Raw genomic sequence first — 25,692 nt, forward strand, 5'->3', positions numbered from 1 at the left:
ATGTACAAATGGATCATCGCGTGCTGTTTACTATTACTTGCTTGTAAAAAGGAAGAGGAACCTTCTGTGCTGGCTCCCCGTATCTCTTTGAATGAGGTGACTGAGATTACTCGTAACACGGCGAGAATCTCCGCGGAGATTGAATTACGGGGAGAGGGAACGGTTACCTCGTGTAAATTCCTGTACGGGACATCCGAGGATATGGCGGAAGCGCTTCAACAGGAGGCTGAAGGGGTAGAGGGAAACGTGGAGACTTGCCTCACGGGTTTACAAGCCGGGACATCGTATTATTATTGCTTGGAAATATCAAATGGTCATAGCGTCGTGCGAAGTGATATTGGACATTTTCAGACCTTGCCGAACACCCTACCCGTTCTGGGCGATCTAGTCATGATATACAAGGGACCTTTTAGTGCGGCATTCCAATGTACCTTGGTGGATGATGGCGGGGAAGCCTTGACGTCTCTGGCGTTTACGTACCGGGAGAAGGGTACGGAAACCGGGAAATTGGTCGAGGTACCATTGGGTGATGAAGGTGTTTTCACGGGAAAACTGCAAGGGTTGGAGATGGGAACCACTTATATCGTGAGTGCATACGCCGTGAATTCGATCGGGGAAACTTACTCTACGCCCGTGGAATTTACGACTAGCGAGGCCGTTTACAATTCCGTTCCCGGTATGTTGCCGGAAATCATGGGGAATCAAAAGTACAATCTAACCCGGTTAACGCTTTCCGGTTTCTTGAACGGCACGGATATTCGTTTGTTGCGTGAAATGCTGGGATGGGACATTGAGGGGCATGAAACTCCGGGCCAATTAGTGGAGATGGATCTCTCCGAGACAAAGATCGTGGAGGGTGGAAGTAGCTATTACGGGTCCCGATATACTCGTCGGGACACGCTGGACTACGGGATGTTTCTTCGATGCAGTCAATTGCAGCGAATCGTCTTGCCGCACAGTTTGAAAGTAATCGAGAAAGATGCATTCAAAGGATGTTCCAGTTTGATCTCCATGACAATACCCGATAGTCTAGTCGTTTACAAAACTTCAAGTGGTTGCAGTGCTTTGCAGGAATTGTCCGTTTCTCCTTTGAATACTACTTTTTCAAGTATTGATGGCGTGTTATATAATAAAGATGCGAGTATCTTGATCCATTACCCGGAAGGAAAAACGGCCGAGAAATTCACGTTCCCCTCTTCCGTTCGAAAGATCGGGGTGGCGGCTTTCCAGAATTGTTTGTTGGATTCCATCATTATCCCCGCCTCGGTGGAGGAATTGGGCGAACAGGTGTTCCGGGGAGCGAAATTAAAAAAGATCGTTATTTCCAATGGGGTCAATACTATTCCAGAGGCGGCCTTCAAAGAGTGTACCGAATTGCAGGTATTGGTGTTGGGAAAAGAGATTTCGGCATTGTTTGACTATTGTCTTGATGGTTGTAATTTGCAGGAACTTTACCTGATGGCAACTTATCCGCCTGTTTGTTATCCGTACACGTTTACGGGAGCCGGGGATATTTTCAATGAGTGCGCTCTTTACGTGCCTTCCGGGCGTAAACCGATTTACCGGCAGGCGACAGGCTGGAATAACTTCCCGCGTATTCATGAACAATGACAGCCTTATTGCATCTCTTTCCGGATGTCGTTAAAGATTTGTCCGATTTCAGATTCTAGTTCGTTCATCTGGCGTTTGAACAAGCGGGACTCTTGCTGTGTGGCGTCCGCGAATTCTGTTTTTATGATTTGCTTGAGCGCCTTTTGCGTGTTTGTGCTATCTTGCACAAGGGATCGTTCGTTCTTCTTGTAAGCAATCACGTGTCTATTCAAATTATTCTTTTCCTGTAAGAGGAATTTTTGGCAGGTCGGTGCGATCACCGAATTGCTGTACACCCGGTTTATGCTACTTTTATCCGGTTGGGACGACAAGTTCTTCAGGTAAAACGTCGTCAGGAACGAGAGTACCGCGACCGCAGAAATATAAAGAATGCTCTTGCTATGTCTTCTAACATTGAGCGCTTCCAGCACCTCTTGGGCGGAATGAAATCTCTTGTCAGGATTTTTCTGCGTACATTTCTGCGCGATTCGAACCAATCTTCGATCCTTTATCACACTTGTGATGTCTTGGATGATAACTCCCAGCGAGTAAATATCCGTGCGGCAATCAGGCGATGCGTGAGGAAGTAATTGCTCCGGGGCGAGATATTTTTTTGTCCCGGCAGGAATTTTCAGCGTGTCATAATCATCCCGATCCGAGAGACCGAAGTCGATTAATTTGACGTTATTCCCGTTGTGGGTAATGATGATATTCTCCGGCTTTAAGTCTTTATGAACAAGTTGCTTGCTATGGATATAGTGCAATGCTTCGCAAAGTTCCCGGATAAACTTATACGCGAGAGGTTGCGTTAATTTTCCCTGTATCATAAACTCTTTCAGGGAAATTCCGTCAACGTATTCCATCACGATACATAACCCCAAGTCCTCTTGTTGTTCCCAGTCGATCGTGTGGCGGATATTCGGGTGATCCAACTGGTAGCCGATGTTGAATTCCTTGTGTAATAATTGTTTGTAAAACTCTTCCTGTCTGAACGGTGGTTGCAGGCTTTTGAGGATATGTAATTTCCCGTACCGTCGGCACAGATGCAGGCAACTGTAACCCGATTCCGAACGATAGAACTCGGAAATATTACTGAACATACTCTCCTGACTGGGAATATCTTCTCCCACGAATCCCGATGATAACAAATCGTTATTTAGCATGGATGCGGTTAATTAAAGTCAATCCCCCGTTACGCCCTGCGATAAATGGCGGCGTTTTTTGGTTGTCTCTTAAAACATAGCCGAGGGATAACGGTTGTCCCATCAAAAAGCTGACTGCCTCGAAACGATCTCCTTGTACGAGCTTGGAGTGTTGGGCCTCTACCACTTCAAACCACGAATCCCCTTGGTATTGCAGGTGAAGGTAGCGATTGGGCGACCATCCGATTTCAATTTCTTCTCCTGCCGAGAGATTTCTGGTTTGAATCTGTTTCGTGACAAAGAAGGATGAATTGCACAAACTGTTGTCTTTCAGGTAAGCGCAGAACTCGTTGAAGTTGAAAAAGCCGATGTATTGTGCGAGAGAATCAAGTGTCTGATTCCTCGGTTTGTGCTTGTCTTTGACATAACCCCACAACCGCTTTAGGGTCGAAGTGGATATGGATACATCGAGTTGAAGCTTTAAGTGAAGAGAAAATACATCAAAATCAGTGGTTGTCCTTAAATTTTGAGAGTACTTCTTTTCAACGGCTTTTAATAATTCTTGTATTTCCGGCTTAAATGTATTCATCAATAAAAATTATTAATCGAGTAAACAAATATAGCACAATAACTCGATCTGTACAAGACTGTTTATTGATTATGTAGGTGGTTTTTGGGTAATAACGCCTGTTTTAATTCCTCTACCGACGCGACGATCCGTTTGGCTCCGGCTTGGGTTAATTCTTCCCGATCCCCGTAACCGTATAAAACCCCGATACAGTCAATTCCGGTCTTCCGGGCCCCGATGATGTCGTGCTTCCGGTCCCCCACCATGACCACCTTGCTCAAGTCCCGGATGTCATTATTTTCCAGCACGTGACGGATCACCTCGTCTTTGTGAGACAACGAGCCGTCAAGCCCGCTTCCCCCGACGAATTTGAAGTAATCGCTCAAGTGGAAATGATCAAGTATCTTTTCGGCGTAATAAGCCGGTTTTCCGGTAGCGAGCATCACTTGCTTTCCGGCCTCGTTTAATTCTTGCAGAAGACGTTCCATGCCGGGATAAACGGCGTTTTCGTATATGCCCGTGTCGGCGAATCTTTCCCGGTACTTCCGGATACCTTCCTCGGCCTGATCCGCGCTGAAATGGCAGAATTCCATCAAGGATTCTTTCAACGGGGGACCCACGAATTTACGTAGTTCGTTCAAATCATTCACTTCTATTCCAAAGTGTTTCAAGGCGTACCGGATTGATTTGGTGATTCCTTCCATGGAATCGGTGACCGTACCGTCGAGGTCTAAAAGAATGTAGGTGTATTCTTGCTGCATATAGTGGGTGTGAGTGGATAAAAAAACAGGCCTATTACTAAGCCTGTTTCTATATTTCAAAGATTTGTTTCCTGTATTAGGCGTTCAACGTGAAACGTAAGAAAGCGGTAACAGTTAAATCTTTATCTACGCTTTTCAAGTACTCTTTTACAGACATTTTACCGTCTTGCTCGAAAACTTGGTTTAACAAGGTAGACTCTTGGAAGAATTTGTTCAAGCGACCTTGAGCAATTTTATCCAGCATATTTTCCGGTTTACCTTCTTCACGAGCTTTTTCGCGACCGATCTCGAATTCGTGATCGATAACGTTTTGAGGAATACCGTCTTTATCCACGGCAACAGGAGCCATGGCTGCCACTTGCATGGCGATATTTTTCTTCACTTGGGGGTCAGCTGCTTTGTTGAAACCAACAACGGTTGCCAACATGTTTCCCGGGTGAATGTAGATCACGCAATCTTCTGCTTTTACAGAGCCGTAATAGCTTAATTCCAGTTTCTCACCGATAACACCGGTTTGTTCTGAAATCTGGTCAGCGATACTTCTACCGTCCAGTTGGATAGCCAACAAATCTTCGGTAGTTGCAGGCATATTAGCTAAAGCGGCGTCAAGAATTTTGGTCGTGAAAGCAATGAATCCCTCGTTTTTAGCCACGAAGTCAGTTTCGCAGTTTAGGGAAACCATAACTGCATTCTTTCCATCGGTTTTGGCCAGAACGCATCCTTCTTTTGCTTCTCTGTCTGCACGTTTGCTTGCAACAACAAGACCTTTCTTGCGGATGATATCAACGGCTTTGTCGAAATCTCCCTCAGCTTCTTGTAATGCATGTTTGCAGTCCATCATTCCGGCGTTTGTTGCTTTACGCAACTTCATCACGTCTGCTGCTTTTATTTCCATATTCTTTAAATTTCAAATTGTTCGTTGAAGATTTCAGATTATAAAATCTAAATTGGAATTCAATTTAAAATTTAAAATCTAAAATTTAAAATCTAAAATTAATCTATTCTTCAGAAGCGGTTTCGCTTACTTCAGCTACTTCATCCTGAGCCTCAGCTTTCTCGGCACCTTTCTTGTCTCCTTCTTTCTCTCTTTCGGCTTTTCTTTCCGTCAGCCCCTCTTTGATGGCTCCGGCTACCTTGTCGATAATTAAAGAAATAGAAGTTGATGCGTCGTCGTTAGCCGGGATTACGAAGTCAATTCCTTCCGGGTTTGAGTTCGTGTCCACGATAGCGAATACTGGAATTCCCAACGTGTTAGCTTCTTTTACAGCGATGTACTCCTTCATCACGTCAACCACGAAAAGAGCTGCCGGAAGACGAGTCAGGTCAGCGATGCTACCCAAGTTCTTTTCCAATTTTGCTCTTTGACGAGAGATCTGAAGTTTTTCCCGTTTTGAAAGGTGAGAGAAAGTCCCGTCCTTTTCCATCTTGTCGATGGTGGTCATTTTCTTCACGGCTTTACGAATTGTCGGGAAGTTGGTCAACATACCACCCGGCCATCTTTCAGTCACGAACGGCATGTTGATATTAGAAATTTTTTCAGCAACAATGTCCTTAGCCTGTTTCTTTGTTGCAACAAACAGAATTCTTCTACCTGATTTAGCGATCTGTTTCAAAGCTGCACTTGCCTTGTCCAACATGATGGCTGTTTTGTTCAGGTCAATAATGTGGATATCATTACGCTCCATGAAAATATACGGAGCCATTTTAGGATTCCATTTACGGGTAAGGTGTCCAAAGTGACAACCTGCATTTAATAATTCGTCGAAATTTGTATTTGACATTTTGTGTCTCCTTTAAAGTTTACTTTCTTAAATTTAATCAATTGTCGGGTAGTTCTCCACAGAAGTCCCGCCAATTTAGATACTAAACTCCTATTAACGTTTAGAGAATTGGAATCTCTTACGAGCGCCAGGACGTCCCGGTTTCTTACGTTCCACTTCACGCGGATCTCTGGTCATGAATCCTGCTGCTCTTAGTTTTGATTTATCCTCTGCGTTTACTTTCACCAATGCTCTGGCAATTCCCAAACGTAAAGCTTCAGCTTGTCCGTTGAAACCTCCACCTACAAGGTTTACCTTGATGTCATATTGTCCCAACACACCTAATAGTTCAAGCGGTTGTTTTACAATATATTGGAGGGTAGGCAATGTGAAATATTCTTCTAGGCTTTTCTTGTTGATCGTAATATTGCCTTTTCCTTCGTTAAGATAAACGCGGGCTACCGCTGTTTTTCTTCTACCTACTGCATTTACTACTTCCATACCTTGTTATTTAAGTGCGTTTATATCAATTACTTTAGGCTGTTGTGATTCGTGGTTATGCTCCGGTCCTACGAACAGGTGCATGTTCTTGAATACAGCTCTTCCAAGGCGATTTTTAGGAAGCATACCTCTAACAGCATGTTCCAGAATTCTTTCCGGGAATCTTTTCATTTCTTCTGCCGGGGTAGAAATCCGTTGACCACCGGGGTACTGGGTGTGTCTACGATACTGTTTGTCTGTTAATTTGTTACCTGTGAAGATAACTTTTTCTACGTTGATAATGATTACATTGTCTCCACAATCCACGTGGGGAGTGTAACTGGGTTTGTACTTGCCTCTCAATAGTTTCGCAACTTTAGCGGCAAGACGTCCCACAACTTGATTCTCTGCGTCAATCAAAACCCATTCTTTCTGTGCAGTGGCTTTGTTGACATAAGTTGTTTTGTAACTAATCTGATCCACTTTTTTTTTAATTAAAAATTAAACTTCTGTTTGTATTTCTTCGTGGGGACTCTGGGCATTCTATCCGGTTGAAAATAACGAGGTTTATCGGGCAAACTGATATAATTTTCAACGGAGACAGGTGCATTGTAAAGAGCATGGCTAAGGTATCCCTTACAATTTAGCGAGTACTCCACTCCAAAATGAGGGGCAAAATTACACATTAATACGTGAATTCCAAAACATTCCGCGAAAAGATTTGTTCCAGAGCGTTTTGATTGACTTCGGAATTATTTATTTGGGGGTAAATGGTCGGGGGGTATTTTTTGTTCGTATGGGGGGACGTACCCTATTTATGCCGACGTGCTAAGGTAATAGTCGGATAATCAATTAATTCTAGCTGATTTGTTCCGGATCACTTTCGTATAAAGCGCTATTAGAACGCTATTAAAGCTCTATTAAAGCGCTATACTAAGAATAGCGTTTTATAAGGATTTTTAAAATACATTTTAAATAATTTTTCCGCATTTTCTCTTGAAGTGATCATGGTTTGATAATCAAATGATTACTTAAATCGGCTTCACATCCGGACTTATCGGGTTTAAAGAGTCTTGTAAGGTGGGATATGTTATTGAAAATTTTCGCGGGATACGAATTTGTAATCTTCCGTGTAACAGGTGAATATCCCTAGCGCACCCTGTATGTTCCCGATAAGCGGGACGGGAGAGGTGATGCTGCCTTGGTTGGCGCTGTTAGCCTCGTAGAGAGAAACTTGATAGTTGTAACACTCTTCGGTGATACGTAAAAGAAGAATGACCACGGCTTCTGCCTCTTCGATTTCTTGGCATTTGATGGTGCGTTCAATCGTGACACCCCCGGTATGATGGGATAAGTCAAGATAACTGGTTTCTTTTTTCAGTAGGTTGTCATCCCCGGCTCCTTCTTTTCTTGCCTGCACGCTATATATATAGTAATTTTGCATGGGATTGAGGGAGGTTGGGAAGCTGATCGTGACCGAGTTTGTCACCTTGGAAACGGAATAGGAAGAGATGGCGATGGGGTCCGGTATGGCGGTTTTGGCCGTGATGTGTTCTTTTTCAGGCGTGTAGATGCTCAGGTAAAGCGAGTCTAGACCGAATTGATTGAACTTGGTGTCGTGCCTGAAATTTCCGAGGAATGAGGGGCTGAACGTGGGGATAAGTTTGATGATGGAGTCAGCCTTTATGGAAACATCCAGATTGATAGGGTCGCTCAGGTCGATGATCTCGTGGATTGGGGAGACTTTGGCCGCGTTCAACGTGTAAAATTCACCCGGTTTGCAGTAACATTCGATGAAGTAACCGGAGATCTCACCCATGTCTTTCATGGGAAGTTCCTCTTCTGGCATGCAGGAGAGGAGCGAGAGAAACAGGAGGGTTAAAATTCCATTTTTCATGTGATTACCAGTTTATTCGAAGTGAAACATACGGGATAAAGGGGAGCATGACCTTGGATTTCGGGATAATCTTGGTCAGGTTGTCCGCGCTTTCTGCTTGAAAATAAACGAACGAAGGGTTCGATTGGTTATATACGTTGTAGGCTCCGACGCTGAGTTTGAACAAGAGGTTCTTGTCGCCGAATTTATAGTCGAGGCTGGCATCCAGCCGGTGGTTGTTGGGTAATTTGTAGTTATAGCGATCCGTGTACACGGGGATAAGAATGGGTCTGTCATCGTTGAATTCCGTGATGTTCTGGGCGATAACCATCCCCTTGGGGAAGGTCGTGTAAACCCCGGACGAAAAGGTCCAAAGGGTGTTCAACAGGAGCCGGGGCGAAATCTGGTAGGAAAAGTTGATCACAACATTGTGTTTCACGTCATACGGGGGATTAAAGGCTTTCCCGTTATTGATTTCCGCGAATTTGCGTTTGGATTCGGAGAGCGTGTAGTTGGCCCGCATGTAGAGGGCGTGATGGTTGAGCGTGAGGTCAAATTCGAGACCTTTGGCATGGCCTTTTCCTTGAATTTGGCGATTGCTTAGGGCGGAATATTCGGTTTGAATGTCCGAGGCGAAATCTTTCACGTTACGCATATCCTTGTAAAAAATGCCCGCGTAAAAGGATAATAATTGTCCGATCTCTTGATTAATCCCGATGGAATACTGGTGACAGGTGGCAGGTTGGGTTCCTTTTGCCAAGGGATACCAAATGTCGATCGGGGTTTTAACCGTGAAATAGGGGTAGAGACTTAAATATTGAACTGTCTTGGCGTAATCGGCCCAGATGGTGAATTTGTTGACCGAGTAACTGATTTTTGCCCGGGGCGAGAAGGTATGTTCCCGGGTTTCTCCCGCATAAAATTGATAATTTCCTCCCACGTTTAAGGAGAAGTTTTGATTCAATTGGTAGTTTATATCTAGGTATAATTCATATAGATTGAAGTCTTTGTCCGAGCTTTTGATCAGAAGATTTTGGCTGTCGTCGCTTTTGTTGGCTGTTTCGAACCGGGAGTATTCAAATTTTGCCCCGCTGTTCAGGTTCAACTTATCCGAAAGTCTACGGGAATAGGTCGCTTGTCCGAGAAGGGCGTAGTTACGATTCCCGCCTCCCATGGGAACACTGCCGAAGGCGTCACCCTCGCTGTACGTGTTTTTCCCACCGAATTGGAAATCCCATTGCTCGTTGGCATTGGGCGTGTAGGAGACATTCACGTTGCCGGAAAAGGTGTGCCAGTCGAAAATGTATTGTACGTGTTCGCTGATCTTCATTTTCATGTGGTCGAGGGAGAACAGTCCGAAGGCGGTCATTCTCCATTTGTCGGAAAGACGTGAATCAATGGTCGCGGTAATATCACTGAAGGAGTACTCCGGCATGTAGTTAGGATTCGTCTTGTCGTCCATGGATCGGTTGTATAACCGGGAGATATGTTGTAAATAAGAGGTCCGGGCGGAGGCGGCAAAGGACGTGTGATTTTTGATGATCGGGCCTTTGGCTTTTAGGGCGGAAGAGACAAGTCCGAGAGTCAGCTCTCCCTCGTGTTCGTGCTTGTTTCCCGGTTCGGGGCGCATATTGATGTAGGAGGATAAAAAACTGTTGTACCGGGCGGGGAAACCGCTTTTGAAAAGGGTGGAGTTGTTCAGTATGTAGGGGTCGAACGTGGAGAGGATTCCCGTGAGGTGGTCCGGGTAGGCGATGGGCATATTGTTGATGAGAAATCCGTTTTCGTTGCTGTTCCCGCCTCGGACGTAGATGCCGGAATTGAGCGCGTTCGTGGTCACGATGCCGGGCATGGTGGCGAGGTATTTCAGCACGTCCTGTTCGCCGAGAATGGCCGGAATCCGTTCGATTCCCTTGATGGAGGAGAGGATTCGCCCGCTAGCCGGGAGGGCGGTGACGACGACTTCTTTCAGGTTGTTCTGTTTGTTGCGCAAGGTAATGACGAAGGGTGCGTCGCTTTTGTTGAGTTTGTAATTTTCTTTTTTATAGTTGACGTGTGAAAATTCCAGCGTGCAGGGAATGGTGCATTCTAACCGGAAAAGACCTAGAGAGTCGGTAGTAGTGCCTTTTTCGCTCTCGATGCAGTAGATGTGTACCCCGCTGACTGGTTCGCCGGAATGGGCAATAACTTTCCCCACGATGACCGTTTGGGCGTCAAGTGATATGGAGATGAACATAAATAAGATTGCAACCAATTTACCCATATACACGCGTTGTGAGTTCGAAATTTTACAAATGTAGTAAACAAATCCCTTTATGCCTTATGGTTCATGTGAATAATTGTTGTTATTTTGCAGGGTATCTATTAAAATTTGATCATGGGAATATACGTGCATGTACCTTTTTGCCGGAGCAAATGTTTTTATTGCGGGTTTTATTCGGTAGCTTCGTTGACCTTGAAGGAGGCATATCTGGAGGCTGTCGAACGGGAAATCGTTTTAAGGAGGGGGTATTTGCCGCGGCAGGAAATGAAGACCTTGTATTTCGGGGGAGGCACGCCTTCTTACTTGGAACACGGGGGTCTGGAACGAATTATTCGGAAGTTGGAGGAAAATTATTTGTTTGCTACCGGGATGGAGCGAACCATCGAGTTGAATCCCGAAGATCTGGTGCCGGAAAAATTGCAGGGAATAAAGGATTTGGGGTTTAACCGGTTAAGTATCGGGGTGCAATCTTTTTCGGATGAACAATTGAAACGAATCAATCGGACGCATTCGGCCCGTCAGGCGATGGATGGAATCGCACTTGCTGCTGGCATGGGATTTGATAATATAAGCATGGATCTGATTATTGGTTTGCCGGGGCAGACGGAGGAGGAGTTGTTGGAAGATGTGGAGAAGGCAAGTTATTTACCAATAGTTCATTTATCCGTGTATATGTTAAGTATTGATTCAAATACGGTATTTGAACACATGGTGAAACGAGGTGAGTTCCGGTTGGAGGATGAAGAGGTGATGGCCGGGCGTTATCAGAGGGTGTGTGAACGGTTGAAAGAGTTGGACTTTGAACATTATGAAATTTCCAATTTTGCCCGGAACGGGAAGTACTCCCGACACAATACATCTTACTGGCAACAAAAGCCATATATCGGTTTCGGCCCTTCGGCTCATTCTTATGACCTGCATTCCAGACAATGGAACACGGCGAATTTGAAAACTTATATAGATCATTTAAATGAAGGAGCGCTTTCATTTGAGAAAGAGGAATTAAAACCTGTTGATTTGTATAATGAATACGTGATGACGAGCTTGCGGACAATGTGGGGCATGGAGAAACAAAAATTGGAGGGAGATTACGCCATGTTTTGGGAACAGGTGCAGGAACAAGTCCGGAAATACGAGCGTTCCGGGGATTTGGTGGAGGAAGGTGGAAGGTGGAAAATCAGTGAGACCGGGTGGGTAATTTCAGACGCGATTTTGAGTGATTTATTCGTGGTCTAGTTTTTTACATGAAAAAATACTATTTTTGCGGTTGTAAGTTTAATATTTAAATGTTTTTCAGATGAAAACGAGTAGAATGTCAGTCAAAGAACTGTTGCAATCAGGAGATTGCGGTAAAGAGGTTGAGGTTAAAGGTTGGGTAAGAACCAAACGCGGTAATAAACAGGTGAATTTTATCGCGTTGAATGACGGCTCTACGATTAATAATATACAGGTGGTGGTTGATATGGAGAAGGTGGCCGAGGAGGTGATGAAGAAAGTAACGACCGGGGCGGCTATTCACGTGAAAGGTTTGCTCGTGGAGAGTGCCGGGAGCGGACAGGCTCACGAGATTCAAGCGAACGAGGTGATCGTGATGGGAGAGGCTGATCCGGAAAAGTTCCCGATTCAACCGAAGAAGCATAGCTTGGAATTTTTGCGTGAGGTGGCTCATTTGAGATTCCGCACGAATATTTTCGGGGCTGTTTTCCGTATTCGTCACGCGATGGCTTTTGCCATTCATCAATATTTTAACGATCATGGTTTCTATTATTTGCATACCCCGTTGATCACGGCCTCGGATTGCGAGGGGGCAGGAGAGATGTTCCGGGTGACGACGCTTGATCCGAAGAATCCACCCTTGTTGGAGGACGGAAGTGTTGATTTCAGACAGGACTTTTTCGGAAAATCAACCAACTTGACGGTGAGTGGTCAGTTGGAAGGTGAGCTGGGTGCCATGTCGCTGGGTAAGATTTACACGTTCGGGCCTACTTTCCGGGCGGAGAATTCAAATACCACGCGCCATTTGTCGGAGTTTTGGATGATCGAGCCGGAAGTTGCTTTCAATGATTTGGAAGATAACATGGATTTGGCGGAGGACTTTTTGAAATACCTGATCCGTTATGCTTTGGAGCATTGCATGGACGATTTGTTGTTCTTGAGCAAGCGCTTGCAGGAAGAGGAGAAGGATAAGAAAGCCGAGGAACGTTCCATGGAGTTGATCGAGAAGTTACAATTCGTGTTGAACCATGAATTCGAACGGGTTACTTACACGGAGGCTATTGATATATTGAAAAACAGCAAGCAAAATAAGAACGGTAAGTTCCAGTATCCGGTGACAGGTTGGGGTGTGGATTTACAGAGTGAACACGAGCGTTACTTGGTAGAGAAACATTTCAAGAAACCGGTGATTTTGACGGGTTACCCGAAGGAAATCAAGGCTTTCTACATGAAACAGAACCCGGACGGAAAGACGGTTGCCGCGATGGACGTGCTTTTCCCGCAAATCGGAGAGATTATCGGGGGATCACAGCGCGAGGAAGACTACAACAAGCTGGTGACTCGTATGCAAGAAGTTGGGATTCCGGTTTCCTCGATGTCTTGGTATCTGGACACGAGAAGGTTCGGTTCCGCGGAGCATAGCGGATTCGGACTTGGGTTTGAACGTTTGTTGTTGTTCGTGACCGGAATGGGGAATATCCGTGACGTGATCCCGTTCCCGCGGACACCGAAAAATGCGGAGTTTTAAGAATAATTTGAAATAAATAGAAGGATGCTCAAGCAAAATTTACAACAGAAATTAGGGTTAAAAATCAATCCGTTGCAGATACAGCTGATCAAGCTGCTTGAGCTTCCTACCTATCAACTTGAACAGAGGATTAAGGAGGAACTGGAGTCAAACCCGCTTTTGGAAGAGGGAGAGGAGAGGCCGGAGCCGGAAGTTGATATCAAGGAGGACGGGGATGAGGTGGATTATGATGAAAATTCACAGGAGGAAGATAATTACGAGTCTTCGGAGGATGAGTTTTCTTTAGATGATTATATCAGTGATGAGGATGATATTCCGGACTATAAGTTGACAGCATCGAATGCCTCGAAGGATGATGATGCACGGGAGTTCGTGCTTTCCGGGGGGATTTCTTTCCGGGAGAATCTGGTGGAACAGTTGGGGACGCAGCACTTGGGAGAGATGGATCGTAAGATCTGCGAGTATATCATTGGTAATATAGATGATGATGGTTATCTGCGTCGGGACGTGGAGAATATCGTGGATGATCTCGCTTTTGGGGCGGGGATCGAGGTGGACGATGAGAAGATTGAATCCTTGTTGCGTGTCGTGCAGCGTTTCGATCCGGCAGGAGTGGGAGCGAGAGATTTGAGGGAATGCCTGTTGCTGCAGGTGAAACGACGCTTGGCGGAGACTTCCACGCCGGCTTTGATAAATGCCCGGATCATATTGGAGTGTTATTTCGAGGAGTTCTCGAAGAAACATTACGAGAAGATTTCCAAGCGGATGAGGATTTCAGAGGAGGAGTTGAAAGAGGCGGTGGACGAAATTCTGAAATTGAATCCCAAGCCGGGCGGACAAATTTCCGATTCTTCGGTTCCGGGAGCCGAGAAGATTATTCCTGACTTTAACTTGGATATTGTAGATGGGGAGTTGCAGTTGAGCTTGAACACGGGGGATATTCCCGAGTTGAGGTTGAACAAATCGTACGTCAATATGTTGGAGGATTACCAGAAGAATTCGAATTCCCGTGAGAAGAAGGATGTGGTGTCTTTCGTAAAATATAAGTTGAGTTCTGCCCGTTCGTTTATTGATGCCGTGCAACAGCGGAATAACACGCTGATGCTGACGATGACGGCTATCGTGCAGTTCCAGAAACCATTTTTCCAGACGGGGGACGAGAGCAAGTTGAAACCGATGATTCTCCGGGATATTGCTGATATTACGGGATTGGATGTTTCTACTATTTCGAGGGTTTCTAATTCTAAGTATATACAGACTTGGTTCGGTATTTACTCTTTAAAACAATTCTTTTCGGGAAGTATGCCGACAAGTAGTGGAGAGGAAGTTAGCACGGGTGAGTTGAAGAATGTGTTGAAGGAGATCGTGGACGGCGAGGATAAACGCAAACCTTACACGGATGATGAGTTGGTGGAATTAATGAATAAAAAAGGTTACCAGATTGCCCGCCGGACGATTGCAAAGTATCGTCAGTTGCTGGATATTCCGGTGGCCCGACTTCGTAGGGAAGTTTAAAAGCCATAATTTTAAAATATGAAAGTACTTGCTTTTGCAGTATCCATGCTGTTTCATCCTTTGTTGTTGCCTTTGTACGTGTTGTTTATCACATTTAATACGGGAACCGTTTTTACTTATATTCCGGCATACACGCAGAATATGTCTTATTTGTTGACCCTGCTAGGGGTGACGTTAATACCATTGCTTTGCTTGCCGTTGTTGAAGTGGTTGGGGTTGATTGAGGGGTATCGTCTGGTGCAGAAGCAAGATCGGGTGTTCCCGGTGCTGGTGACGATCGTGGGGGCTTTTATCGTGTTTTATTTTTCCCGTAATTTGCCTTATTCAAATATCGTGAGACAGTTTTACCTGATTATGGTAATCATGCTCTCCGGCTTTATGATCGTGACGATTCGCTGGAAAATCAGTATGCATATGACGGCTATTGGGGCTTTGTGTGGCTTTGTTTTTATTTTGGGAATGAAGTACTTGGGTGACGTGATTAACTTGTTGCCTTTGCTGATTCTGGTTTCTGGCCTTGTGGCCTCTGCCCGCTTGTATTTAAAACAGCATACCCCTGCCCAAGTGTATGTCGGGTATATTTATGGCGCCGCGGCCGTGGTGGCTATCATGTATTAATAAAGCATGATCCATATATCGCTTTGTCCCAGTTGGGTGGCGAGTAGATCCCTCTGTTTCGTGGCTTCCTGTTTATCCGTGTAATTCGCAATACTGACACGATAACGCTGGTCTTTGGTAATGATCTGTGCGTTTTGGAAACCTTTGGCTTTTAGTTGTGTCACGTCTTTTTCTGCTAGATTTTCCCGGGGATGGCTGGCCACGATGATATGATAACTTCTTGTATTTGTTTTCTTGATGTTTTGTTCCGTTCCTTGTTGCTTTCCTGTTTCCTGCCGGGATGGGGAAATCTTCACGTTTGATGCAATCGTTGTGTTATTGTTATCTTGCGAGGGGTTTTGCCTGATGGTGTCAAGGGAGACGGTGTTTCCCGAAAGAGAGGCCGGAAGGCTTCTTTTCACGTTGACAGTGGTCAGGTTCTTGGAATTCATTTTATCCCGTTGACAGCCAGCGAACGGCAACATCAGGACGAATGACAGGAACAATACGAGTTTCATGTTGCTTGTGTTTATTTTATTTGATAGATCCAAGTCTCTTCTTTACCGGGGATTTTGTGAATTTTTCTCACGGCAGCGATAGCCTCTTTCTCGGTCTTGTACCCTTCGTAAGCCACGAGGTAAAGATCTCTGCTATAAGGCATGATCATGGCGTTTGCATAGCCTTCTTTGTGCAACTTCTCGTACATGCGGTCGGCATTGTCTTTGATGCGGAAACAACCGCCGACAAGGAGATATTCCGGGGCTTCTTTTACCACGGTGGTCTCGGTTACCGTTTTTGTTTCCGTTACTTGGATGGTGTCTTTTATAAGAACAGCCTTGGTCTCTACTTTAACCGCTTCTTTTTGCGTATTCGTGTTTCTTACCTTCTTTTTGTCCTGACATCCGGAGATTGCAACCGCTAGGATGACAAGTGTAAATAGTAGAATCGTTTTCATGTTTGACAACGTTTTGGTTAATCATGCCAAGATACAAACAAATTTATTGTTAGTAAAGTATTTTCTTCTATTTTTGTGGTGAAAGTGTCGAATTGTAACCAGTAAAAGAGTTATTATGAATAAATTTATCGGAGTATTGTTGATTTTGGTTCTTGCCGCTTCGTGTAAGAATGAAACGGAATCTATCGTGAAAATTACCACGGAGTTCGGGGATATAAAGATTCGTTTGTATGACAAAACACCCAAGCATCGGGATAATTTTTTGAAGTTGGTGGATGAAAAGTTTTATGACGGTTTGTTGTTTCACCGGGTGATTAATCATTTTATGATACAGGGTGGTGACCCGACGTCGAAGAACGCAGGGCCGGACGTGATGTTGGGTGAGGGAGACGTGGATTACCGGATAGATGCGGAGTTCGTGCCGGAGTATTTCCACAAGAAAGGAGTGATTGCCGCCGCGCGGGAGGGGGATGATACTAATCCGGAGCGTAAGTCTAGCGGGGCGCAGTTCTATATCGTTCAGGGGAAGGTGTATTCTCCGGAACAGTTGGAGGCTACCGTGAAGAGCATCAATGAAAGGCGTAAGATGGCGTTATATGGGCGATTGAAGAATCAGTACAAGGATGAATTTACTCGTTTGCAGGAGGCGAATGATCCGGAGGCTTTGGATGAGTTGTCGGAGAAATTGACCCGGGAGTGTGATAGTTTGTTCGTGAATGAAGAGTTCGTGCTGACGGAGGCGCAAAAACAGGCTTATACCACGGTTGGCGGGACGCCCCATTTGGACGGGCAGTACACGGTGTTCGGGGAGGTGATTGAAGGGTTGGACGTGCTGGATAAGATTGCTGCGGTTAAAACAAATTCTTTCGATAGGCCGGTGAAAGATGTTGTGATTGAAAAAATTAGAAGATAAATAATTATTTGAATTTGCTTAGGATACCCCCTCCAAGGGACTGTCCCAAAAGTCATTTTATTTCCAAAAACTCCTCCGTCACTTCGTGCCACCTCCTCTATAAACAGAGGAGGAGCTGGTGATTCTTCCCGAAGAAAGGGAGTATTTCAACTCTCCCTCTGTTTATAGAGGGAGTACGGCGAAGCCGGGAGGGAGTTCGAAAAATGACTTTTGGAGCAACCCCAGTTGATTACCAAGTGGTTTCCCCTCCTGTGTAAGGAGGGGTTAGGGGAGGTAGTTAAATAAAAGGAATTTTTTTATAGGTTATATTCCCGTTATCTTTTTTATCTCATTCAGTTTGTTCAAGGCTTCAAGGGGGGTAAGGCTGTTGATGTCCAGCCCGGCAATCTCGTCTCGGATCTGTAATAACACGGGGTCTTCCAGTTGGAAGAAACTGAGTTGAATGCCTTCTCTTTCGTTTCCTATTTTAGCGACGTTCTTTTGTATCGCACCGCTTGAATTACGGTCGTTTTCGAGTTGTTTCAGTATCTCGGACGAACGTTTGATGACGGATTGTGGCAAGCCTGCCATTTTACCGACCTGTATACCAAACGAGTGGTTGGAACCTCCTTTTACCAGTTTCCGGAGGAACACGACCTTGTTGTTCACCTCTTTTACCGATACGTTGAAGTTCTTGATTTTCGTGTAAGAGCGTTCCATTTCGTTCAGTTCGTGGTAGTGGGTAGCGAAAAGGGTTTTTGCCCTGCTTTTCGGATTTTCGTGTAAAAACTCGACGATGGCCCAAGCGATGGAAATACCGTCATATGTGGAGGTGCCTCGTCCAAGTTCGTCGAATAGTACAAGGCTGCGATCGGAGATGTTGTTCAGGATGTTGGCAGCCTCGTTCATCTCGACCATGAAGGTGGATTCCCCCAAAGAGATGTTGTCGGATGCCCCGACACGGGTGAAGACCTTGTCAACATACCCAATCTTTGCCGATATGGCGGGAACAAAACATCCGGCCTGTGCCATGATCACGATGAGTGCGGTTTGGCGTAAAAGTGCTGATTTACCTGCCATGTTGGGTCCCGTGATAATGATGATTTGTTGCTTGTCGTTATCGAGGTAGAGGTCATTGTCGATGTAGTTTTCTCCCGGAGGTAATTGGCGTTCAATAACCGGGTGACGTCCCCCTTTTATGTCGATCACGAAGGATTCGTTGATCTCCGGTCGATGGTAATTATTCGTGATTGCTATGTTGGCAAACGAGATTAACGTGTCGATGTAGGAGATGACGCGGGCATCCAGCTGTATCGGTTTGATATAGGAGGCTGCTGCTGCCAGCAAGGTATTGTATATATCGCTTTCCAATTCTTGAATCCGGTCTTCGGCACCGAGAATCTTTTCCTCGTATTCTTTTAGTTCTGGGGTGATGTAACGTTCCGCGTTGACAAGGGTTTGTTTGCGAATCCAAGTGTCGGGAACCTTGCTCACGTGAGTTTTGGTCACTTCGATGTAATAGCCGAAAACATTATTAAAGCTGATCTTCAATGTAGGTATTCCTGTATTCTCTATTTCACGTTGTTGCATCTTTAGTAGAAGTTCTTTCCCGTGAGAAGAGATTTCCCGTAATTCATCCAGTTCTGTGTTAACTCCGGGGGCGATGACATTCCCTTTGTTAAGCATCGAGGGGGCATCTTCCCTGATCTCGTGGTCTATTCTTTGGCTTAATGTTTCGCAATCATCCAGTTGTTGCGTCCATTTGGTAAGGACTTCGTTACCGGTAGATAAGCATTGTTCTTTCAACGGTTTGATGGCTTGTAACGCAATTTTTAGTTGAATCATTTCTCTCGGGGAGATGCGGCCGACGGCGATCTTGGAGGCAAGGCGTTCTAGGTCTCCAATGGTGCGGAGAATTTGTTCCAGTTCCAAACGTTCCGTTTCGTGATGCACGAAACATTCCACGATGTCCAAGCGTTCGTTTATGTCTGCCGGTTTCTTCAGGGGCATACATAGCCAACGACGCAAAGCGCGTGCGCCCATCGGGGTGATGGTGCGATCGATGATGTCTGCCAAGGAACGTCCTCCTTCGTGAAGGGTATCCAAGATTTCAAGGTTACGTAGAGTGAAGCGATCCAGTAGGACACAGGTTGATTCATCGATACGGGAGATCGAGGTGATGTGTCCTACAAGCTCGTGTTTTGTCATGTCGAGGTAGTACAAAACGGCTCCCGCGGCGGAAATGCCGCAGTCCATTTTTTCAATTCCGAATCCTTTTAATGACGATACTTCGAAATGCTTTTTAAGGCGATCTGCCGCGGACTCTGTTTCAAAGAACCATTCTTCGATCGGGTAAGTGTAGTATTTTGTCCCGAAGAGTTCGTTAAACCGGGCCTCTGAACCTTTAGGGTATAGAACTTCCTTGGGTTGAAAACTATTTAATATCTTATCCATGGTGGCGGGACTTCCTTCTGTCGTCAGGAATTCTCCCGTGGATAGGTCCAACAGGGATAATCCGGCTTTGGTTTTCGTGAAATACACGGCAGCCAGAAAGACATTGTTTTTGTTGTCGATGGTGTTTTCGTTATAGGAAACACCGGGGGTAACAAGTTCGATAACCCCTCTTTTTACCAGTTTCTTAGTCTTCTTCGGGTCTTCCAGTTGTTCACAGATGGCAACTCGTTGTCCGGCTCGCACCAGTTTGGGCAGATACGTGTCGATGGCATGATGGGGGAAGCCGGCAAGTTCCACGTCCCCGGGAGAGCCATGGGAGCGCTTGGTAAGCGTGATCCCTAATATTTTGGAAGTTAAGATGGCATCTTCGCCGAAGGTTTCGTAAAAGTCTCCCATTCGATATAATAAAATTGCATCGGGGTATTTAGCTTTTGCCGAATAATATTGTTGCATAAGCGGAGTCTGTTCTTCTGACTTTGTTGCCATTATGTTGTATTTATTATCTGTTATTAAATTTTAATTACGTGTTTTCGCCTCCCAAAAGTAAATATTTTGATCGAGATTTGTTTTAAAACTTCGCAAACATTGTGTAATTTTGCCTAGGCTAAAAGGGGGAATGACGAAATTTAATGAGTGTAGAAGAATAACCTGTCGTGTATTTTTTCCGTATTGAATATGGAGACGGGTATGGGGATAGCCGATTAATAAAATAATGTATATGGAAAATATATTGGATGCATTGGCAATTTACGGGTATTCAAATTTAGAGGATCGGATCGAATTTGAGCTGGATGGGGTGATTGAGAAGGAAATTGCTCCGGCTTATTGCAATGAGAATTTTGAATTGTGTGTTTCATGTATGGATTATACTTCGTTGAAGGTGACGGATACGGAGAAATCAATCGTGACTTTCGTTTCTGAATTATTGAAGAAATTGAAAAAAAACACGTTGCCGGATGTGGCATCAGTATGTGTGTTTCCCCGGTTTACTTCTCTTGTGAAGGAGAATCTGGTTGGGACACCGATTAAAACGACGGTCGTGGGAGCTTGTTTCCCGGCTGCACAGACGTTTTTGGACGTGAAGTTGGCTGAATGCAAGGCTGCTATCGTAGCGGGTGCGGATGAGGTGGATGTCGTGATTTCCGTGGGTGATGTCTTGGAGCGTAATTACGAGAAGGTGTATAAAGAGTTGGTTGCTATTCGCGAGGCTTGTGCTGGGGTTATTTTGAAGGTGATCTTGGAAACGGGCGAGCTGAAGACGATCGAGAGCGTGTTCAATGCTTCATTGATCGGGGCTTACGCGGGAGCTGATTTTATTAAGACATCTACCGGGAAGGTTCCGGTAAATGCTACACCGGAGACGGTTTACGTGATTTGTGAGGCCTTGCGTCAGTTCCATGCACAGACCGGGAAGATGGTCGGGATTAAGGTGGCCGGTGGTATTACCAAGATTCAGAATGCGATTCGTTACTTGACAATCGTGAAACATATTTTAGGCGAGCAATGGCTTACGCCTGCTTATTTCAGAATAGGAACTTCCCAATTACTGGAAGATGTTCTGAAAGAGATGAAAACGGTAAAAATTAATGGCTGAAAGTGAAAGCTTTCAGCTAATTATTTGCCAAGTGTGAGTGATCTTTTAAGATGGTTTCCACGAATTCCAACGGAATCATGGATGTCTCAATTCCTGTTACTTCTTTAATCTTTTTCGTGAGAGGGGCCAGTAGGGCGTAATTGTTGTTTTTGTGTACTTCCCGTAGCACATCCTTGATGATCTTGATGTCTTTGTCGGACAAAAGAGCGGCTTGCTGAAAGACGACTTGATATTCTTCCGGGGCCTCGAATTCACTGATTTGTTTTAACGTGACTGCTTTTTCGAGTTTTATTACCGTGGTTCCTGCCGCCATGTCGCCGAGTCTTTGCATTCGTTTGGAGGCGATGATCGAGATGACGGCGACGGCACCGCTTGAGATGGAAATATCTATCAAACGGAAGACCCAGCGGAGCATACAATCCCAGAAGGTGAGTTTTTTGCCGTTTAGTTTCACGACTTGGATACGCATGGTGTATTTGCCAAGGCTACGGCCATTAAAGACGGCCTCGCAGAATAGATGATAGGAAGCGATGATCACCGCAAGAATGACGAAAAACCAAGTCGGGGAGGCTACCATGCTGAAAAGGCCGATAAACATGAGACCCAACATGAGTAGTCCGAACTGAAAGGCGCCATCAATCAAGGTTGCCAAGATGCGGTCTAGAACGCCCGCAGGAATATAATCAATGTCAACGTTGTGAGCTGTACTGATAGAAATGTTCATGATAAGTATAAATATTTCCACAAACATACATTTTTTTTGAATAAATGCATTATTTTTATCACAGGAAAAAAGTGTGGTATTTAGAATGAAAGAGGCTAGATTTGTAAGTCAGAACAAGGAGAAATGGGGAAAAATGGAAAATGTAAGCCATCTGGATACAGATACTCTTGCCTCTAATTACGTGATTCTTTCCGATGATCTCTCCTATGCTAAAACGTTTTACCCGGGCAGTGATGTGGTGAAGTATTTGAATCAGTTGATTTCTGTTTACCAGATCAATATTTACGGGCAGGAGAGATCGGAGAGAAAGGGGATTCTTTCCTTTTGGGTGCGGGAGTTTCCGCTGTTGCTCTATCGAGAGAGGCGGACGTTGTTGTTTGCTTTTCTTTTTCTTCTGTTTGCGGCATTGATCGGGGTCTTCTCCACGGCGAAAGACGATACTTTCGTGCGCTTGATTCTGGGTGATGCTTACGTGGACAAGACCTTGGAAAACATTGAAAACGGGACACCTATGGGGATTTATTCGTCCTCGAACGAGGTGGATATGTTTTTTATGATTACCGCGAACAATATTAAAGTGGCTTTCGTGGCGTTTGTTTTCGGTATCTTTTTTTCTGCGGGAACGTTATGGATTCTTTTCTCGAACGGGGTTATGCTGGGGGCTTTCCAATACTTCTTTTTCCAGCACGGGCTTTTGTTGCATTCGGTGATGTCCGTGTGGGCGCATGGGACTTTCGAGATAACGTCTATTATTATAGCTGGGGGAGCGGGGCTGGTGATGGGAAATAGTTTCTTGTTTCCGGGGACGTACAAGCGCTCGTACTCGTTTCGGAATGGGGCCTTGCGGGGCATAAAGATTGTTACCGGGCTGATTCCGTTTTTTATTATCGCGGGGTGGATTGAAAGTTTCATCACGCGTTATGCCGATACTTACCCGGTGGTAGGGGCCGTGGCAATCATCCTTTCGCTGGGAGGCGTTATCGGGTATTTTGTTGTTTATCCTTATTATTTACATAAAACAGAGACTAATGGAAAAGATTAATTTGAGCGTGCAGCGTTCTTTTTCGGATTTGATTACCGTGACGATTAATTTCATGAAACAGGAGTTTGTTCCTTTTATCCGGGCTTTTGCCGTGATCGGGTTTCCCATGATTTTGCTGATGCTTTTTTTCATGAAGGATCTGTTGATGGGGGTTTTTGATATGTCGCTGCACCCGGAGGCTTATTACGACGTGAATAATTTTGGAGATACGATGTTGCGAACCTTGTTCACGTCACTGTTTGGGGTGCTGATGATGCTGTGGGTGCAATTGTTTGCTATTTCTTATTTGCGGGTTTACTGGGATCATTATCAAGCGGGGATTGAGGAACGGATCACGATTATCGAGGTTTTTAGAGTTATGTTGAGGAAATTCGGGGTGTATCTTGTGTGGTCTGTTTTCTGTGGTTTGGTTGTTTTTATCGGTTTCTTGTTCTTGTTTGTTCCCGGAATATATATCGGAATTTCGTTTACTTTCGGATCATATTTGCTGATATTAAGGGATAACGGACTCGGAAAAATTATCTCGGAATCAATGGCTATGGTGAAGGGAAATTGGTGGAAGACTTTCGGGTTTATTCTCGTGATGTACCTATTGGTAGGTGTTGTAGCTTATCTGTTTGGTATTCCTTATATGTTCGTGATGATGTCGTCGGCTTTCACGGGGGCGATTCCCAATATTTACGAGATTACTTTCTCGCTGCTACTCTCTTACTTGGGACAATACACGTTATACACGGTTTTGTTTGTCGGGGTCGGGATGCTTTTCTTTTCCCGTTCGGAAGAGATGGAACACACGACTTTATTAAGCCAGATTGACCAGTTGGGGGTTCAACCCGAGAAAAAGGCGGATGAAGAGGCTAATTAAATATATTATTCTATTCGTGTTTGTTTGTGTCGGGAACGTGACATGGGCGGAAGAAGGGGAGCGGGAGTCTTCGCTCTTTCCGGATTCTTCTTATGTTTTGCGGGGTCCGAAAGCTGATTTCTTGGAGAAATACAGGAAAGATGCGGCTTTTGATTATACGACGAATATTGAAGATTCGCCTAGTATTTGGGACTGGATAAAACGTTGGATTCTGGAGCGTTTGTTTCGGATCAAGGTTTCGGAGGGGTCAATGCAGACGATGGATATTATTTTAAAAATTGTATTAGGTCTTTTTGCCTTGGGTATCGTTTACCTGCTCGTGAGGAATAGGGATAAATTTCTTTTCCGCAGGCGGGAGACCGATTTTTTCCCGGAGGATTCCGTGGAGTACACCGGGGAACAGGAAGCGGATTCTTTCGTGCGGTTACTGGCGAAAGCGGAGCAGGAGAATGATTACGTGCTGGCAATACGGGTGAGTTATTCTGCCTTGTTGCAAATGTTGGATAAAAAAGAGGTGATTCGTTGGGATGTTTCTAAAACGAATCAGCATTATATTTACGAGATAAAGAATGAAATGTGGAGTCGTCATTTTGAGGAGATAAGCCGTATATTTGATTGTGTTTGTTATGGCGAGTTTCCCGTGGATGAAACCGTTTATCGGAATATCAAACGATATTTCACGGAGTTCAGGAAGGAGGTGGAAGGATGAAACGGCGCCAAAATGTATTGATTATTCTTTTCGTGATCGCCATTATGGCTGTTTACACGGGATATGAGGCCAATAAACCGCAACCGATAGATTGGAGTCCTAATTTTTCTATCAGCAAAAAGAGTCCTTACGGGACGTATATTATTAAAGATGCTTTGCCTTATCTATTTCCGGAAGGGGAGGTGTCTTTTGCCCGGATGTCTGTACGGGAACAATTGCGTGTGGGTAGAACGCCTTTCTTGAAGACCTATTTTTTCGTGAGTCCCTTTTTCAAAATTGTTCCGGGAGATCTGGAGGCCGTGTTGGAAGAGGTGGAAGGCGGAGGTGCGCTTTTCGTGTCGGCAGAATTTATTCCCGATACATTGTATTCTTACGTGGGTGTTTCAGGAATGAAAAGGATTCAGAACGGGAAGGATTATTTGCGAGGCTTTGAAGATAAAGGTTATCCTTTCAGGGCAACTCACCGTTATTTTGAATTGAAGGAATCTTTTGACGGGGAGGTTTTAGGATATGTTGACACGATCAAGAATCCCAATTTTATCCGGATGAATTACGGGGAGGGGGTTATCTATCTGCATTCGAACCCGATGGCATTCACGAATTTCTTCTTGTTGGATTCGGTGAATGGGGATTATTACCAGAAGGCTCTCTCGTTTCTTCCCCCGGATGCGAACGTGGTGTGGGATGAATACCTAAAATCCGGGGCAGAGGGGCAACAAACTCTTTTCCGGGTGATATTCAGGTATCCCGCATTGAAGTGGGCGTATATTTTGTTGATATTGGGGGCGATACTATACGTTTTGTTCCGGACAAAACGGGAACAGCGTCCGATTCCAGAAATTCGTCCTTTGGAAAACCGGACATTGGAATTCGTGTCGGTTGTGAGTTCTCTGTATTACAAACAGCGGGATCATGTTGCTATCGCGAATAAACGGATCAATAGTTTTCTGGAAGAGGTACGTTATAATTATAAATTGCGCACGGAGGAACTGGATAGTTCTTTTATAGATTTGTTGTCGGAGCGATCGGGAGTTGCACGGGCTAGCGTGGAAGGCTTGATTTTTCTGATTATCCGGATTCGGAAGACCGAGCATGTGGATGAAGACCAGTTACGTGAGCTGGTGAGATATATAGAACTGTTTAAAACTAAAAGCTAAATAGA

Annotated in this window: 24 protein-coding genes; 11 read left to right on the top strand and 13 right to left on the bottom strand. The window is 44.9% G+C overall.

Translation table 11 applies throughout. The features are described 5' to 3' along the window. On the top strand, positions 1-1,611 hold the full coding sequence (locus QVC79_RS00190) for a leucine-rich repeat protein (protein WP_270594717.1): 1,611 nt from the start codon (positions 1-3) through the stop codon (positions 1,609-1,611). A 5-nt stretch (positions 1,612-1,616) separates the two neighbouring features. Here the strand turns inward: QVC79_RS00190 and QVC79_RS00195 are convergent, their stop codons facing one another. The 9 genes from QVC79_RS00195 to QVC79_RS00235 all read right to left on the bottom strand — a co-directional run bounded on the left by QVC79_RS00195 (position 1,617) and on the right by QVC79_RS00235 (position 10,440). Then, positions 1,617-2,753 carry a serine/threonine protein kinase gene (locus tag QVC79_RS00195; protein WP_270594719.1) on the bottom strand — a complete coding sequence of 379 codons (1,137 nt, stop codon included), beginning with the start codon at positions 2,751-2,753 and terminating at the stop codon, positions 1,617-1,619. Then, entirely contained in the window at positions 2,743-3,321 is a 579-nt protein-coding gene (locus tag QVC79_RS00200; RefSeq protein WP_087419189.1) for a hypothetical protein, read from the bottom strand. Before QVC79_RS00200 ends, QVC79_RS00195 begins: the two co-directional genes overlap by 11 nt. Before the next feature lie 62 nt (positions 3,322-3,383). Next, positions 3,384-4,061, bottom strand: a complete 678-nt coding sequence (locus QVC79_RS00205) for an HAD family hydrolase (RefSeq protein ID WP_270594720.1) — start codon at positions 4,059-4,061, stop codon at positions 3,384-3,386. 76 nt (positions 4,062-4,137) lie between these two features. Next, a complete protein-coding gene (gene tsf, locus QVC79_RS00210; protein WP_124315566.1) occupies positions 4,138-4,956 on the bottom strand; it encodes a translation elongation factor Ts in 819 nt (272 codons plus the stop codon). A gap of 103 nt (positions 4,957-5,059) precedes the next feature. Beyond that, entirely contained in the window at positions 5,060-5,842 is a 783-nt protein-coding gene (rpsB, locus tag QVC79_RS00215; RefSeq protein ID WP_270594722.1) for a 30S ribosomal protein S2, read from the bottom strand. 93 nt (positions 5,843-5,935) lie between these two features. Then, positions 5,936-6,322 carry a 30S ribosomal protein S9 gene (gene rpsI / locus QVC79_RS00220; protein ID WP_027200745.1) on the bottom strand — a complete coding sequence of 129 codons (387 nt, stop codon included), beginning with the start codon at positions 6,320-6,322 and terminating at the stop codon, positions 5,936-5,938. A gap of 6 nt (positions 6,323-6,328) precedes the next feature. Beyond that, a complete protein-coding gene (gene rplM / locus QVC79_RS00225; RefSeq protein ID WP_027200744.1) occupies positions 6,329-6,784 on the bottom strand; it encodes a 50S ribosomal protein L13 in 456 nt (151 codons plus the stop codon). 607 nt (positions 6,785-7,391) lie between these two features. Continuing rightward, the gene (locus QVC79_RS00230) at positions 7,392-8,198 is read right to left on the bottom strand and encodes a DUF4249 family protein (protein WP_270594724.1); all 807 of its coding nucleotides are present in this window, start codon (positions 8,196-8,198) and stop codon (positions 7,392-7,394) included. A 4-nt stretch (positions 8,199-8,202) separates the two neighbouring features. Further along, complete coding sequence (locus tag QVC79_RS00235; protein WP_270594726.1) at positions 8,203-10,440, bottom strand: TonB-dependent receptor; 2,238 nt, start codon at positions 10,438-10,440, stop codon at positions 8,203-8,205. A gap of 114 nt (positions 10,441-10,554) precedes the next feature. Here QVC79_RS00235 and hemW point away from each other — a divergent pair, with 114 nt between their 5' ends. The 4 genes from hemW (at position 10,555) to QVC79_RS00255 (ending at position 15,316) form a co-directional block, all read left to right on the top strand. Continuing rightward, a complete protein-coding gene (gene hemW, locus QVC79_RS00240) occupies positions 10,555-11,676 on the top strand; it encodes a radical SAM family heme chaperone HemW (RefSeq protein ID WP_270594727.1) in 1,122 nt (373 codons plus the stop codon). A 61-nt stretch (positions 11,677-11,737) separates the two neighbouring features. Beyond that, positions 11,738-13,183 (top strand): asparagine--tRNA ligase, encoded by a 1,446-nt coding sequence (gene asnS / locus QVC79_RS00245; RefSeq protein WP_270594728.1) that lies wholly within the window; start codon positions 11,738-11,740, stop codon positions 13,181-13,183. 24 nt (positions 13,184-13,207) lie between these two features. After that, entirely contained in the window at positions 13,208-14,698 is a 1,491-nt protein-coding gene (gene rpoN, locus QVC79_RS00250; protein WP_124315562.1) for an RNA polymerase factor sigma-54, read from the top strand. An 18-nt stretch (positions 14,699-14,716) separates the two neighbouring features. Further along, on the top strand, positions 14,717-15,316 hold the full coding sequence (locus tag QVC79_RS00255; RefSeq protein WP_124315561.1) for a PAP2 family protein: 600 nt from the start codon (positions 14,717-14,719) through the stop codon (positions 15,314-15,316). On the opposite strand, the gene QVC79_RS00260 is transcribed toward QVC79_RS00255, so the two are convergent. Then, a complete protein-coding gene (locus QVC79_RS00260) occupies positions 15,313-15,813 on the bottom strand; it encodes an SPOR domain-containing protein (protein ID WP_270594729.1) in 501 nt (166 codons plus the stop codon). The two genes, QVC79_RS00255 and QVC79_RS00260, sit on opposite strands and share 4 nt — an antisense overlap. 11 nt (positions 15,814-15,824) lie before the next feature. Then, positions 15,825-16,250 carry an SPOR domain-containing protein gene (locus QVC79_RS00265; RefSeq protein ID WP_124315559.1) on the bottom strand — a complete coding sequence of 142 codons (426 nt, stop codon included), beginning with the start codon at positions 16,248-16,250 and terminating at the stop codon, positions 15,825-15,827. 115 nt (positions 16,251-16,365) lie between these two features. On the opposite strand from QVC79_RS00265, the gene QVC79_RS00270 reads away from it, so the two are divergent. Next, positions 16,366-17,163: a peptidylprolyl isomerase gene (locus QVC79_RS00270; RefSeq protein WP_270594730.1), complete on the top strand. Its 798-nt coding sequence runs from the start codon at positions 16,366-16,368 to the stop codon at positions 17,161-17,163. Positions 17,164-17,466: 303 nt separating this feature from the next. Here the strand turns inward: QVC79_RS00270 and mutS are convergent, their stop codons facing one another. After that, entirely contained in the window at positions 17,467-20,082 is a 2,616-nt protein-coding gene (mutS, locus tag QVC79_RS00275) for a DNA mismatch repair protein MutS (protein ID WP_270594731.1), read from the bottom strand. A 232-nt stretch (positions 20,083-20,314) separates the two neighbouring features. On the opposite strand from mutS, the gene deoC reads away from it, so the two are divergent. Then, positions 20,315-21,190 (top strand): deoxyribose-phosphate aldolase, encoded by an 876-nt coding sequence (gene deoC / locus QVC79_RS00280; RefSeq protein ID WP_270594733.1) that lies wholly within the window; start codon positions 20,315-20,317, stop codon positions 21,188-21,190. A 16-nt stretch (positions 21,191-21,206) separates the two neighbouring features. Here deoC and QVC79_RS00285 read toward each other — a convergent pair whose 3' ends face one another. After that, positions 21,207-21,935: an RDD family protein gene (locus tag QVC79_RS00285; RefSeq protein ID WP_229782936.1), complete on the bottom strand. Its 729-nt coding sequence runs from the start codon at positions 21,933-21,935 to the stop codon at positions 21,207-21,209. A 64-nt stretch (positions 21,936-21,999) separates the two neighbouring features. Between QVC79_RS00285 and QVC79_RS00290 the strand changes: the two genes are divergently transcribed. The 4 genes from QVC79_RS00290 to QVC79_RS00305 are packed head-to-tail and all read left to right on the top strand — an operon-like array spanning position 22,000 to position 25,687. Next, complete coding sequence (locus QVC79_RS00290) at positions 22,000-22,956, top strand: stage II sporulation protein M (RefSeq protein WP_270594735.1); 957 nt, start codon at positions 22,000-22,002, stop codon at positions 22,954-22,956. Then, positions 22,943-23,821 (top strand): hypothetical protein, encoded by an 879-nt coding sequence (locus tag QVC79_RS00295; protein WP_270594736.1) that lies wholly within the window; start codon positions 22,943-22,945, stop codon positions 23,819-23,821. Before QVC79_RS00290 ends, QVC79_RS00295 begins: the two co-directional genes overlap by 14 nt. Continuing rightward, complete coding sequence (locus QVC79_RS00300; RefSeq protein WP_270594738.1) at positions 23,805-24,530, top strand: DUF4129 domain-containing protein; 726 nt, start codon at positions 23,805-23,807, stop codon at positions 24,528-24,530. Before QVC79_RS00295 ends, QVC79_RS00300 begins: the two co-directional genes overlap by 17 nt. Continuing rightward, a complete protein-coding gene (locus tag QVC79_RS00305) occupies positions 24,527-25,687 on the top strand; it encodes a DUF4350 domain-containing protein (RefSeq protein ID WP_270594739.1) in 1,161 nt (386 codons plus the stop codon). The genes QVC79_RS00300 and QVC79_RS00305 overlap by 4 nt, the downstream gene beginning before the upstream one ends. The last annotated feature ends 5 nt before the right edge of the window (positions 25,688-25,692 follow it).

This window comes from Butyricimonas sp., assembly GCF_019423355.1.
GTDB classification, from domain to species: domain Bacteria; phylum Bacteroidota; class Bacteroidia; order Bacteroidales; family Marinifilaceae; genus Butyricimonas; species Butyricimonas faecihominis.